Annotated in this window: 10 protein-coding genes; 2 read left to right on the top strand and 8 right to left on the bottom strand. The window is 64.7% G+C overall.

Features of this window, described 5'->3' with window-relative positions:
* Window positions 1-5: 5 nt before the first annotated feature.
* Window positions 6-2198, top strand: coding sequence for a polyphosphate kinase 1 (gene ppk1, locus A9O65_RS10795; protein WP_064699632.1), 2193 nt, complete (start codon window positions 6-8; stop codon window positions 2196-2198).
* Window positions 2199-2263: 65 nt separating this feature from the next.
* Here the strand turns inward: ppk1 and A9O65_RS10790 are convergent, their stop codons facing one another.
* The 6 genes from A9O65_RS10790 to rho form a co-directional block, all read right to left on the bottom strand.
* Window positions 2264-3346 (bottom strand): 3-deoxy-7-phosphoheptulonate synthase, encoded by a 1083-nt coding sequence (locus A9O65_RS10790; RefSeq protein WP_064702195.1) that lies wholly within the window; start codon window positions 3344-3346, stop codon window positions 2264-2266.
* A 5-nt stretch (window positions 3347-3351) separates the two neighbouring features.
* Complete coding sequence (locus tag A9O65_RS17370; protein ID WP_175473437.1) at window positions 3352-3519, bottom strand: hypothetical protein; 168 nt, start codon at window positions 3517-3519, stop codon at window positions 3352-3354.
* Between the two features lie 354 nt (window positions 3520-3873).
* Window positions 3874-4587 (bottom strand): dihydromonapterin reductase, encoded by a 714-nt coding sequence (gene folM, locus A9O65_RS10785; RefSeq protein WP_064699633.1) that lies wholly within the window; start codon window positions 4585-4587, stop codon window positions 3874-3876.
* Complete coding sequence (locus A9O65_RS10780) at window positions 4584-5363, bottom strand: NAD(P)H-flavin reductase (RefSeq protein ID WP_064699634.1); 780 nt, start codon at window positions 5361-5363, stop codon at window positions 4584-4586. The genes folM and A9O65_RS10780 overlap by 4 nt, the downstream gene beginning before the upstream one ends.
* Window positions 5360-6853: a 4-hydroxy-3-polyprenylbenzoate decarboxylase gene (gene ubiD / locus A9O65_RS10775; protein WP_064699635.1), complete on the bottom strand. Its 1494-nt coding sequence runs from the start codon at window positions 6851-6853 to the stop codon at window positions 5360-5362. The genes A9O65_RS10780 and ubiD overlap by 4 nt, the downstream gene beginning before the upstream one ends.
* A gap of 266 nt (window positions 6854-7119) precedes the next feature.
* Window positions 7120-8379, bottom strand: a complete 1260-nt coding sequence (gene rho / locus A9O65_RS10770) for a transcription termination factor Rho (RefSeq protein WP_064699636.1) — start codon at window positions 8377-8379, stop codon at window positions 7120-7122.
* 438 nt (window positions 8380-8817) lie between these two features.
* On the opposite strand from rho, the gene ppx reads away from it, so the two are divergent.
* The gene (gene ppx, locus A9O65_RS10765; RefSeq protein ID WP_064699637.1) at window positions 8818-10350 is read left to right on the top strand and encodes an exopolyphosphatase; all 1533 of its coding nucleotides are present in this window, start codon (window positions 8818-8820) and stop codon (window positions 10348-10350) included.
* A 2-nt stretch (window positions 10351-10352) separates the two neighbouring features.
* On the opposite strand, the gene tilS is transcribed toward ppx, so the two are convergent.
* Together tilS and accA are read right to left on the bottom strand one after the other, a co-directional pair.
* A complete protein-coding gene (gene tilS / locus A9O65_RS10760) occupies window positions 10353-11633 on the bottom strand; it encodes a tRNA lysidine(34) synthetase TilS (protein ID WP_064702116.1) in 1281 nt (426 codons plus the stop codon).
* A gap of 261 nt (window positions 11634-11894) precedes the next feature.
* The gene (gene accA / locus A9O65_RS10755; protein ID WP_064699638.1) at window positions 11895-12848 is read right to left on the bottom strand and encodes an acetyl-CoA carboxylase carboxyl transferase subunit alpha; all 954 of its coding nucleotides are present in this window, start codon (window positions 12846-12848) and stop codon (window positions 11895-11897) included.
* Window positions 12849-12948: the final 100 nt, after the last annotated feature.

The following is a 12948-nucleotide window of genomic DNA, read 5'->3' as shown; positions in this document are numbered from 1 at the left end:
CTCCCATGGAAGAATCGCATCGCCCAGAGGCCAAAAGCGAGCTGGACATCACCCCGAGCGGCGAGGCCCCGGTACCTCGACTCAACCAGACACGCACCGGCATCAAGCCCAAGGCGATGCCGGACCCGGAAGCCGATCTCACCGACCCGGGTCTGTACTTCAATCGCGAACTGTCGCATCTGCAGTTCAACGTACGGGTCCTCGAGCAGGCACTGGACGAGGCGCATCCGCTCCTCAATCGACTGATGTTCCTGCTGATCTTCTCGTCGAACATGGACGAGTTCTTCGAGATCCGGGTAGCGGGCCTCAAGAACCAGGTGGCCCTGGGCGACGAGACGACCGGCGCCGATGGCCGACCGCCCCGCTCGGTACTGGCCGAGATCTCCCAGATCGCTCATGAGCAGGTCGAGCGCCAGTATCGCATCCTCAACGAGCATCTCATCCCGGCACTGGAGCAGCAGGGCCTGAGGTTCCGGCGCCGCGGCGACTGGAGCGAGGCACAACGCGAATGGGTCCGTGACTATTTCGAGTCCGAGATCATGCCAGTGATCAGCCCCATCGGCCTGGACCCGTCACACCCCTTCCCGCGGCTGGTCAACAAGAGCCTGAACTTCATCGTCGAGCTGGAAGGCAAGGATGCCTTCGGCCGCGAGGGCGGCATGGCGATCCTGCCGGCGCCACGCTCCCTGCCCCGAGTGATCGCCCTGCCCGGTGAGCTGTGCGAGGAAGGCTTCACCGAGTACGTTTTCCTGTCATCGATGATCCACGCCCATGCCGAAGAGGTCTTCCCAGGCATGTCGGTGCGCGGTTGCTACCAGTTCCGGCTGACCCGCAATGCCGATCTCTCCGTGGATCCCGAGGACGTCTCCGACCTGGCCTCCGCGCTGCGTGGCGAGCTACTGTCACGCCGTTACGGCAGCGGCGTGCGCCTCGAGGTAGCCGACAACTGTCCCGACGAACTCGTCGACTTCCTGCTCAAGCAGTTCGAACTGGGCGAGGCGGACCTCTACCGGGTCAATGGCCCGGTGAACCTGACCCGCATGATGTCGGTGCTCGGCGAAGTGGATCGTCCCGAACTGCTCTACCGCGCCTTCATCCCCGGCCAGACCAAGGCGCTGAGCAAGCGCGACAGCGTGCTGCACGCCATGGCCGAGGGCGACATCCTGCTTCATCACCCCTTCCAGTCCTTCGCCCCCGTGGAAGAACTGCTGCGCGAGGCGGCGCGGGACCCGGATGTACTGGCCATCAAGCAGACGCTCTACCGCACCGGCGCTGACTCGCCGATCGTCAATGCACTGGTGGAAGCCGCTGGCAACGGCAAGGAAGTAACCGTGGTGATCGAACTGCGGGCGCGGTTCGACGAAGCCGACAACCTGGCTCTCGCCTCGCGGCTGCAGGAGGCCGGCGCCATCGTCATCTACGGCGTGATGGCCTACAAGACCCACGCCAAGATGATGCACATCGTGCGTCGCGAGCGCGGCGAACTGCGCCACTACGCCCACCTCGGCACCGGCAACTACCACTCCAAGACCGCCAAGCTGTATACCGACTACAGCCTGCTCACCGCCAACCCGGTATTGTGCGCCGACGTCCACAAGGTCTTCCAGCAGCTCTCCGGCATGGGCCGGGCACGCAAGATCGAAAAGCTGCTGCACGCGCCCTTCACCCTGCACGAGCGCCTGGTGGAAATGATCGATCGCGAAGCCGCGCATGCCCGCAAGGGCAAGCGGGCTCACCTGATCATCAAGTGCAATTCACTCACCGAGCCCAAGCTGATACAGGCGCTTTACCGCGCCTCCCAGGCCGGCGTGGAATGTGATCTGATCATCCGCGGCATGTGCTGCCTGCGCCCCGGCCTGCCCGGCATTTCCGAATCCATTCGCGTGCGCTCGATCATCGGCCGCTTCCTCGAGCACACCCGGGTGTTCCACTTCCACAACGACGGCAAGCCGGAAACCTGGGGGTCAAGCGCCGACTTCATGGCACGCAACATGTTCCATCGCGTGGAGACCTGCTTCCCGTTGCTCGACAAGAAACTGGCCGCACGGGTGCGCAAGGATCTCGAGACCTATCTGGTGGACAACTGCCAGAGCTGGCTGCTGCAGGGCGACGGCACCTACGTCAAGCAGACGCCCGGCGACGCCGCCCCGATCAGCGCCCAGGAAACGCTGCTTTACGCCTACGCGGCGCGTGCCTGAAAGCCGTAAGCCGGCATGCGGCCACCCAGGACGACGAGAAAAGTTTTACTTAAAGCTTACAGCTCTCAACTTCCAGCGCCGGGCGAAGCCCGGCGCAACTTCTCGGCCGCCGTCAGCAACAGGTGCTCGGTCGTCTCCCAGCCGATGCAGGCATCGGTCACCGAGACGCCATAGCGTAGATGATCGGGTTCGAGAGGCTGCTTGCCCTCGTGGATGTGGCTCTCGAGCATCAGGCCGATCAAGGCATCGTCGCCCGCCAGGCGTTGCCCCAGCACGTCGAGCATCACTTCGCTCTGGCGTCGATGGTCCTTGCGGGCATTGGCATGGCTGCAGTCCACCATCAGGCGCGGCGAGAGACCCGCGTCCGCCAGGGCCCGGCGACTCGCCGCCACCTGGGGAGCCCGGTAATTGGGTTCACCGTGCCCGCCCCGCAGGACCACATGGGTGTGAGGATTGCCGGCAGTCTCGCGCACCACCGGGCTTCCATCCGGCGCCATGGCGAAATGCTGATGAGGGTGCCGAGCGGCATGCATGGCATCCAGCGCGACTCCGATGTCTCCGCTGGTGGCATTCTTGAACCCCACGACGGCCTCGAGCCCGCTAGCCAGTTCCCGATGCAGCTGGGACTCCGTGGTACGCGCCCCGATGGCGACCCAGGACAGCAGGTCGTCCAGATAGGCGGCCAGCATCGGCTGCAAGAGTTCGGTGGCGACCGGCAGCCCCAGTTCAGCGATGTCTCGCATCAGTCGGCGCGACAGCGAAAGGCCCCGCGCCATGTCACCGCGACCATTGAGATCCGGGTCATAGGCCAGCCCCTTCCAGCCCACGGTAGTGCGAGGTTTTTCTACATAGACCCGCATCACCGGTAGGATGCGATCGTCGATACGCGGTGCCAGCTCGGCCAGGCGGCGAGCATAGTCGAGGGCGGCGACGGGATCATGAATCGAACAGGGGCCGACGATCACCAGCAGACGGTCATCGCGGCCGGCAAGGATGTCACGGATGGCCTGGCGGTGTTGCTGGATACGACCGGCGAGCGGCGTGGCAAGCGAGACGTCGTGACGAAGTGCTTCCGGGGTTGGCAAGACAGTCTCGCCGGTACGGTCGGTCAGGGCGTGTCGAGAAAGCGAGGAAACGGGGGCATTCATGAGCTTCAACTCCGTGAGCGTGAACATCGATTGGCTGTCGTCGTGCCACCGGCAAGCTCACGGTCGGAGGTGGCATCCAGGCCCGACCACGCAACGCTAAATCGCCAGCCGTAACCGTAATAGTCCCGTCCCAGGATACGGCGGTCGGCATGGAAGCGATGGTTGACGGTCATGGTCGTTCTCCTCGATGAATGCATGGGACAAAACACAAAACCCCCGGGCGGGGTTGCCGTCCGGGGGTTTCGTCGATGGAGGCAACCCTGGGTGGGGCGAGCCTCGCGGTGGTGTCCTTCGCTGTCTTGGCGTCAGGACACGACCGCCGGCACGCCGTCGCTAAACCAATAGCGATAGCCGGGCCACCGGCCCTCGAAACGCTGCCCACGACCATACGCCGCCTGCGGGGCGGAACGTAGGAATCGGGTGCAAGGGCTCGCGGGCATGGTCGTCTCCTGAAATCTCCCCAACATCCTGCCGTGTCGTGACGCCGATGACAAGCGCTCATGTGCTCCACACCGTCGATGGCATCACTAGCGCAGGTGTCGGCCGCCATCCACCGGCAGTGTCGTCCCGGTCACATAGCGGTTGTCGAGCAGATAGCGCAGGCTCTCGTAGATCACGCCGGGGCCGGGAATCGTGGCCATCGCCGACTTGGCCCTGGCCTTCTCCGCATAGGCCTCATCGTCGTTCTCGCCCAGCATGATCATGGCCGGCGCGATGGCGTTGACCTGGATCGTGGGGGCATAGCGGGCGGCAAAGGACAGCGTCAGGTTCTCCAGCCCCGCCTTGGAAGCCGCATAGGCGATATGCTTGCGCGATCCTCGGGTCGCCACGTAGTCGGTCATGTGCACGATGTCGCGCAACGGCTCGCCGCACGCCTCGAGAAGCTCGCGCGCCTCGAGGTTGATCAGGTAAGGCGCCAGCATGTGCACCCGGAACAGGTGCTCGAAGTTGGTGCCGGCCTCACCGCCCTCGGCATCGGGTAACCAGTCGCTGGCATTATGGACGATGGCCCGCAGCGACGAGGTGGTTTCCCGAAGCCGCGCCATGAAATCGCGAATGCCCGCCTCGTCACCGAAATCGGCCTGCAGCGTCACGATGCCACGCTCGCGCAGGGCATCCAGTGCCGGCCGTTCGCGACGATAGGTGACGATCACCGGATGGCCATCGTCACACAACCGCTCGGCACAGTGCCGACCGAGTCGCTGTGCCCCGCCGGTGATCAGGATCGGTGCCGCGCTCATGCCCTTCTCTCCTTGACCAGACTCCCTACGGTCGGCACCAGAGGCTCTCTCGGCGCGTAGGCAAAGACATCGGAAAACACCCGGGACGGCACCAACCCAAGCGATGCCAGGACATCGACACAGGCATAGACCATGCCCGGCGAGCCGGACAGGTAGACATCGTGGGCGGAGACATCGGCAAGCCGCTGTGCCAGCACCTCGTCCACGCGCCCACGGTGTCCACTCACCCGTTCGTCATCGAAATCCGCCGCCACCCCGGCCTCGCTGACGCCGTGAAAGTGGACATGGGGATACGCCGCAGCCCACTCCCGGGGCAAGCGTTCCAGGTAGAAATCCCGACGCTCCTTGGCCGCCCACCACAGCTCGACATGACGCTCGGGGTCTTCGGCCAGGGCCGACTCCACGATGGCCTTCATCTGTGCGAAGCCGGTGCCGGCAGCCACCAGCAGCAAGGGGCGCCGACTGTCGGGATCGATGATGCAGTCGCCGCTGGGAAGGCGCAGCCTGAGCTGCTCGGCCTCCACCAGTAACTCACGCAGCTTGGCTGAGTTGCTGCGTTCCGGCCAATGCTGGATATGCAGCTCGATGCGCCCATCCCCGCCATGGGCATTGGCAATGGAGAAAGGCACCCATTCCCCCTCACCGATATCGAGTTCGAGATACTGGCCGGCCGCGTGGGCCACGGCCTCGGCACGGCCTTCCAGATAAACGCGAAAGACGTCGGGCGTGAGGTCCTCGACCTCTGCTACCCGGCAAGTCAGGGTTCTGGCTGTCATGCATGCCTCTTGTCGGTGTCGGGGAATTCGATGCCAAGCTCTGCCCAGCGCTCGCTGACCCTGGCCTTCACCGCCTCGTCCATGACGATGGGTCGGCCCCACTCGCGCTCGGTCTCACCTGGCCACTTGCTGGTGGCATCCAGCCCCATCTTGGAACCGAGCCCCGCCACCGGGGAGGCGAAGTCCAGATAATCGATGGGCGTGTTTTCGACCATCACGGTATCCCGGGCAGGGTCCATGCGCGTAGTGATCGCCCAGATGACATCCCGCCAGTCTCGGGCGTTCACGTCATCGTCGAGCACCACCACGAATTTGGTGTACATGAACTGGCGCAGGAAGCTCCACACGCCCATCATCACCCGCTTGGCATGGCCCGGATACTGCTTCTTCATGGTCACCACCGCCATGCGGTAAGAGCACCCTTCGGGCGGTAGATAGAAGTCGACGATCTCGGGAAACTGCTTGCGCAGGATGGGCACGAACACTTCATTGAGCGCCAGCCCGAGCACCGCCGGCTCGTCCGGAGGGCGTCCTGTATAGGTGGAGTGATAGATGGCGTCGCGTCGCATGGTCATGCGCGTCACGGTGAAGACCGGAAACTCCTCCACCTCGTTGTAGTAGCCGGTATGGTCGCCGTAGGGGCCTTCCGGCGCCGTGTCGTCGGGATGAATGACGCCTTCGAGGATGATCTCCGCCGAGGCGGGCACCTCGAGGTCGACATGCCCGCCCTTGACCAATTCGGTGCGCGACCCGCGCAGCAGGCCAGCGAAGGCGTACTCGGAGAGCGTATCGGGCACCGGCGTCACGGCGCCGAGAATGGTCGCCGGGTCGGCCCCCAGCGCCACCGCCACCGGGAAAGGCTCGCCGGGATGCGACTCGCGCCACTCCTGATAGTCCAGCGCACCGCCTCGATGGGACAGCCAGCGCATGATCAAGCGATTGCGCGAGAGCTTCTGCTGCCGATAGATGCCCAGATTCTGGCGCGACTTGTTCGGCCCCCGGGTCACCACCAGCGGCCAGGTGATCAGCGGCGCGGCATCGCCTGGCCAGCAATGCTGGATGGGCAAGCGGTCGAGATCGACCTCGTCGCCCTCATACACCAGCTCCTGGACCGGCGCCTTGCGAACCGTCTTGGGGCCCATGCGCATGACCTGCTTGAAGACCGGCAGCTTGTCCAGCGCATCGCGGAACCCCTTGGGCGGCTCGGGCTCCTTGAGGAAGGCCAGCAGCTCGCCCACCTCGCCGAGCGCGCTCACCGACTCCTGCCCCATGCCCATGGCAACCCGCCTCGGCGTTCCGAACAGATTGCCGAGCAGCGGCATGTCGTGTCCCTTGACGTTCTCGAACAGCAGCGCCGGGCCACCGGCACGCAGAGTGCGGTCACAGATTTCGGTGATCTCGAGATAGGGATCCACCTCGGCAGTGACGCGCGTGAGCTCGCCCTGTTGCTCCAGCACCGCGATGAACTCGCGCAGATCCTTGTACTTCATGCGGCCTTCCCGTTTCCCGAACGACACACAGCAAAAGGGGCAGCATATCATGCTGCCCCTTCGGGATGCTGCGCCTGGGCGCCATTGCCCGACACCCCTGCGCCGATCGACCCGAAAATGAAGAAGAGCGGCGAGGCGTTGAGAGCTGGCCGTTGCGAGCGAAGACGAGACAAGGCGGAAAACAGCGAAAGTGCGGAGTTTACTTTAGTAAATGAGCAGCTTGAGCTGTTTTCCAACGCCGCATCGTCGAGTGCTGCAGGCCAGAATCAACGTCTTTTCATGGCCTCGAAGAATTCCAGGTTGGTCTTGGTATCCTTCAAGCGATCGATCAGGAACTCGGTGGCCGCCACGTCTTCCATGGGATTGAGCAGCTTGCGCAGGATCCACATGCGCTGCATTTCCTCCTCGGAGGCAATGAGATCTTCGCGGCGGGTGCCGGAGCGACGGATGTTGAGCGCCGGATAGACACGCTTCTCGGCCAGCTTGCGGTCCAGGTGGGCCTCCATATTGCCGGTGCCCTTGAACTCCTCGAAGATCACCTCGTCCATCTTGGAGCCGGTATCGACCAGCGCCGTGGCGATGATGGTCAGGCTGCCGCCTTCCTCGATGTTACGTGCCGCACCGAAGAAGCGCTTGGGCTTCTCGAGGGCATGGGCGTCGACACCACCGGTCAGCACCTTGCCCGAGGACGGCACGACGGTGTTGTAGGCCCGGGCCAGGCGCGTGATGGAGTCGAGCAGGACCACCACGTCACGCTTGTGCTCGACCAGTCGCTTGGCCTTCTCGATGACCATTTCGGCGACCTGCACGTGACGTGCCGGCGGCTCGTCGAAGGTCGAGGCCACCACCTCGCCACGCACCGTGCGCGACATCTCGGTGACCTCCTCGGGCCGCTCGTCGATCAGCAGCACGATCAGGTGACACTCGGGATTGTTGCGGGTGATGGACGTGGCGATGTTCTGCAACATCAGCGTCTTGCCCGCCTTGGGCGGAGACACCAGAAGGCCACGCTGTCCCTTGCCAATGGGCGAGGTCAGGTCGATGATCCGCGCCGTCAGATCCTCAGTGGAGCCGTTGCCGATCTCCATGCGCAGTCGTTCCTGGGGGAACAGCGGCGTGAGGTTCTCGAAGAGGATCTTGTGCTTGGCGTTTTCCGGCTTGTCGAAGTTGATCTGACTGACCTTCAACAGCGCGAAGTAACGCTCCCCTTCCTTGGGCGGACGAATCTTGCCGGAAATGGAGTCGCCCTTGCGCAGATTGAAGCGCCGGATCTGAGAAGGCGAGACGTAGATGTCATCGGGGCCGGCCAGATAGGAACTGTCGGCGCTACGCAGGAAGCCGAACCCGTCCTGCAGGATCTCCAGCACACCATCCCCGTAGATGGCCTCGCCGCTCTTGGCGTGCTTCTTGAGAATGGCAAAGATGATGTCCTGCTTACGGGAGCGCGCCAGATTGTCGATGCCCATTTCGCGGGCAATCTCCAGGAGTTCCGGCACGGGCTTTTGCTTGAGTTCGGTAAGATTCATCGGTGTGTTCAGACGTTGCTCTTGAAAGCCGGGCGATATGCGCCGTGATGGACAGAAGGCGAGACGGAAACGCCATAGTTGGGTGCGTTCAGAGCCCGGACAGGCTGCTCTCGTTTGCGCGGATCCTATGGCCATGGAGGGACAACCGCCAAGTACGGGGATGTCGACCATGAACGTATATCGAGGGAGCAGGTTAGTTTCGCCTGAATCAGCGGATCTGGCCGAAGACCAATATCACGGGCTGATGCAGTGGGCTATCTGACGACTTGGAGTTTGACCGCGGCGCAGTCGCCGTTGAGCGGTCGGAAAGCATTCGGAACAGGCGAACGCCCCGATACTAGTCAACGCCGCGGCGAAACGCAAGCCCCCATGCGTTCGACGATTGACAAGCTCCACGGGGGCCCGCAACCTTTGACCTGTCACCCTGAAGGACCCGTCATGACAGCGCTCAAGGACAGACCGGACGCCGCCCCGAGCGGCACGACGACACAGGAAGAGCCGCGACGCCTCGCCGCCATCGACCTCGGCTCCAACAGCTTCCACCTGCTGGTCGCCAACTATCAGCATGACCGGCTGCAGGTGGTTGCCCGCAAAGGAGAAAAGGTGCAGCTGGCCGATGGCGTCGGCGAGGACGGCCTGCTCGACGAGGCCGCCATGACGCGAGCCCTGGACTGCCTGGCCCGCTTCGCGCCCTTTCTCGAAGACATCACGCCACGTAACCTGCGGGTCGTCGGCACCAACGCCCTGCGCAGCGCCGACAACAGCCAGGCGTTCATCGATCGGGCCGAGGCCCTGCTGGGCACCCGCATCGAGATCATCGCCGGTCGCGAGGAAGCGCGTCTGATCTACCTTGGCGCGGCGCACGCCCTGGCCGAGGACGGTCGCCGGCTGATCGTCGACATCGGCGGCGGCTCCACGGAACTCATCATCGGCGAGCACTTCGACCCCCTGGCCCTGGAAAGTCTCAGCATGGGGTGCGTGACCTTTACCCGCCGCTTCTTCAACAACGGCGAACTCAGCGAGAAGCGCATGCGACGCGCCGAGCTGGCCGCGCTCTCGGAGCTCGCCAACATCCGCCGCCCCTACCAGAAGATCGGCTGGCTGGATCCGGTCGGCTCCAGTGGCACCATCAAGGCGGCCGCCGCCGTGATCGCCGCCGCCGGCAAGTCTCCCGAAGGGGTGATAACCCGCCAGGGCCTGCTCGACCTGCGCAAGCGCCTGATCAAGACCAAGCGCCTGGACAAGGTTTCCCTGACCGGACTCAAGGCGGACCGCGCACGCGTCTTTCCCGCCGGGGTGGCGATTCTCGTCGCCATCTTCGAAGCCTTCGACCTTGAGGAAATGCGCTATGCCGACGGCGCCCTGCGCGAAGGTGTGCTCTACGACCTCGTCGGCCGCAACAGCCCGGAAGACCCACGCCTGAAAACGCTGGATGCCCTGATACAACGTTACGACGTCGACCGCCGGCAGGCCGACAACGTCGCCGCCACGGCCCTGGGACTGCTGGCGCAGGTCCGCGATGCCTGGGCGCTGGACGATGACCAGGCTCGCTTCCTTGAATGGGCAAGCCGGCTGCACGAGATCGGGCTGGCCATCTCGCACAGCCAGTTCCATCGACATGGCGCCTACCTGCTGGAACACTCCGATCTGTCAGGGTTCTCGCGTCCCGAACAGCGGCTGCTCGCCTTTCTCGTCCGCGCCCACCGACGCAAGTTCCCGACCAAGGAATGGCAGGCCCTGCCCTCGTCCGAGCAGGTTCCCCATGGACGCCTGGCACGCCTGTTGCGCCTGGCGGTGCTGCTCAACCACTCGCGTCCCGAGCAGCCGCCCGCCCAACCCGAGCTTCGCGCCTCGGGCGAGGCGCTGACCCTGCACTGCGACGAGAGTGACGATCTCAACCTGTTGCTGGCCGATCTCGAGCAAGAAGTCGCCTACCAGCATGCCGCCGGCCTGGAACTGACGCTGATCTGAGCTCAGGGCGCTCGCCATCCCTCGGCGAGCGCCAGCCACCCCGCGGGGCCGCCTACCGCCACCACGCATTCGCCCTGCCAGACCACCCATGCTCGCGCCCTCTCCCAGGGAGGCACTTCGCGCTCCTGCAGCACGCGCTTGAGATCGCGCGCCCCCCGCCCCGGCAGTCGCAAGTGCTCTCCACCGAGACGAGGCGCCAGCGTCAGGCGCGCGGGTGAGCCATCCTCGCGAACGAGCCCCATGCGGAATTCACCCAGCGGCGTCACCAGCGGCGACCGACCGTCCCATTCGCCTCGCCAGTCAGGCGGCAGCGACACGGGAGGTGCCATCAAGTACAGCGTCTTGCGCCAGATCCGAGCCTCACCTCCCGACCAGGCGACCCGCACCTCGGCATCGCGGCGCGCCTCGAGCTGGTCGAGCAGGCTATCCAGTCGCCTGGCCGGCGGCGCTGGCAACCCCTGGCGACTCAGGCAATGGCGAATCAACAGGCGACAGCGCGGCGCCGAGAAGGCTTGCAGGGCATCGACAGCCAGACAGCCCGGATTCCCGCCCAAGCGCGCCAGATCCTCACTGGCGAACTCATCGAGCAGGCCATCGGCCTCGCCGGCCAATTCGGCACTGCGCGCCAGCGACGCACTGGCTTCGGGCCAGCGCCGCGCCAGTACCGGCATCACGCGATGACGCAGAAAGTTGCGATCCTGGTGAGTCTCGGCGTTGCTCGGATCCTCGACCCAGGCAAGCGCTCGGCGCGCCGCCTCGGCCTCCAGGGCTGCCCGGGAAACCCCGAGCCAGGGGCGTGCCAGCCGCGCCCCGGCCTGCTCACGCTCGACAGGCATGGCGGCCAGGCCGCGCAGGCCAGCACCACGCAGTGCCGCCAGCAGGAAGGTTTCAGCCTGATCGTCACGATGCTGGGCCAACCAGAGGGTATCGCCCTCTCCCACGCAACGCGCAAAGGCTGCATAGCGGGCGCGCCGTGCCGCACCTTCCAGGCCCTCGCCACTCGACACCTCGACATTCACCCGCTCGACGCACAGCGACACGCCCAGGCGCTCGCAAAGCTCGCGACAATGGCACTCGAAGTCGTCGGCAGCGGCCTGCAGGCCATGATGAACGTGCAAGGCACGCAGCGGCCGTGGATGGCGTCGGCTCGCCTCCACCGCCAGCGTCAACAGAAGGGAAGAATCGAGTCCACCGGACAGCGCCACCCAGACCGTACGCCCCGGCGGCGTCGCCGCCAGGGCATCGTCGATCAAGGCTTGCAGGGAAGAAGGCTCGGCGCTCATGGGCAGGGAAACCGCTCGGACGAAACGAAGCGATGAATGGGCTCGCTGAACCTTGCTCCAAGCATCGCGACCATCCAGCGACCCCGTGGCCTCTTCGAGCGACGATCAGGGCTAGGCCCGTTCCCGACGGGCCAACGCACTTCCCACATCCCTGTGGGTCGCAAGGCGGTGAAGACCGAAGCCGCGGCGTTCACAGGCGGGCAGAGGAGCAGGCTGAGGTCGTCTCCAACGCCGCCTGGTCGAGCGCCGAAAGGCTCGATATCAAACAGGGGCGCCGTAAGACATCAACCGCTCATACCGCCGCTCCAGCAGCACATCGGTCTCCATGGCCTCGAGGCGATCCAGGCTCTCCAGCAGCGCGGTCTTGATCCGGTCGGCGGTGACCGCTGGCTGACGATGGGCGCCGCCCAGAGGCTCGGGAATCAAGGTATCGACGAATCCCAGCTCCTTGAGGCGTTCGGCCGTGATGCCCATGGCCTGGGCCGCTTCCGAAGCCTTCTCGGCGCTCTTCCACAGGATGGAAGCACAGCCCTCCGGCGAGATCACCGAATAGGTGGAATACTGCAGCATGGCCAGTTCATCGCAGACACCGATGGCCAGCGCGCCACCGGAACCGCCCTCGCCCACCACCGTGGAGATGATCGGCGTCCTGAGGCGCGACATCACGCCCAAGTTATAGGCGATGGCCTCGCTCTGCCCCCGCTCTTCCGCATCGATGCCGGGATAGGCGCCCGGGGTATCGATGAAGGTCAGCACCGGCATGCGGAAGCGCTCGGCCATTTCCATCAGGCGACATGCCTTGCGGTAGCCTTCAGGGCGCGGCATGCCGAAGTTGCGACGCACCTTCTCGTGCACGTCACGGCCCTTCTGATGGCCAATGACCATGACCGGCTTGTCATCCAGACGCGCCACACCGCCGACGATGGCGGCGTCGTCGGCGAAGCGACGATCGCCGTGAAGCTCGTCGAAGTCGGTGAAGACGTGCTCCAGATAATCCAGGGTATAGGGACGCTGCGGATGCCGGGACAATTGCGAGACCTGCCAGGCGCTCAGGTCCTTGAAGATCGACTCGGTGAGCTTGCGGCTCTTTTCCTCGAGCCGGCCGATCTCATCGCTCAGGTTGACCTGGCTGTCGTTGCCGACCATGCGCAGTTCTTCGATCTTGGCCTGAAGCTCGGCGATGGGCTGTTCGAAATCTAGGTAATTCGGATTCATGGGCTAGCCTTGTCTCGTCGGCCGCGGGATGACCGAGGGAAAAATCGTCGAATGGCGGGCATTATCGCACCCTGACAATCCCACGCAAGACGGGCCCTGT

The sequence above is a fragment of the Halomonas caseinilytica genome (assembly GCF_001662305.1).
GTDB classification, from domain to species: domain Bacteria; phylum Pseudomonadota; class Gammaproteobacteria; order Pseudomonadales; family Halomonadaceae; genus Halomonas; species Halomonas caseinilytica.
The sequence above is the reverse complement of the archived record's forward strand: the minus strand, read 5'-3'. Positions and strand labels throughout refer to the sequence as shown.

Excerpts from the sequence above, each read along its gene's own strand:
- ppk1 (WP_064699632.1), top strand. The coding sequence starts at position 6 with ATGGAAGAATCGCATCGCCCAGAGGCCAAAAGCGAGCTGGACATCACC.
- A9O65_RS10790 (WP_064702195.1), bottom strand. The coding sequence starts at position 3,346 with ATGAATGCCCCCGTTTCCTCGCTTTCTCGACACGCCCTGACCGACCGT.
- A9O65_RS17370 (WP_175473437.1), bottom strand. The coding sequence starts at position 3,519 with ATGACCGTCAACCATCGCTTCCATGCCGACCGCCGTATCCTGGGACGG.
- folM (WP_064699633.1), bottom strand. The coding sequence starts at position 4,587 with ATGAGCGCGGCACCGATCCTGATCACCGGCGGGGCACAGCGACTCGGT.
- A9O65_RS10780 (WP_064699634.1), bottom strand. The coding sequence starts at position 5,363 with ATGACAGCCAGAACCCTGACTTGCCGGGTAGCAGAGGTCGAGGACCTC.
- ubiD (WP_064699635.1), bottom strand. The coding sequence starts at position 6,853 with ATGAAGTACAAGGATCTGCGCGAGTTCATCGCGGTGCTGGAGCAACAG.
- rho (WP_064699636.1), bottom strand. The coding sequence starts at position 8,379 with ATGAATCTTACCGAACTCAAGCAAAAGCCCGTGCCGGAACTCCTGGAG.
- ppx (WP_064699637.1), top strand. The coding sequence starts at position 8,818 with ATGACAGCGCTCAAGGACAGACCGGACGCCGCCCCGAGCGGCACGACG.
- tilS (WP_064702116.1), bottom strand. The coding sequence starts at position 11,633 with ATGAGCGCCGAGCCTTCTTCCCTGCAAGCCTTGATCGACGATGCCCTG.
- accA (WP_064699638.1), bottom strand. The coding sequence starts at position 12,848 with ATGAATCCGAATTACCTAGATTTCGAACAGCCCATCGCCGAGCTTCAG.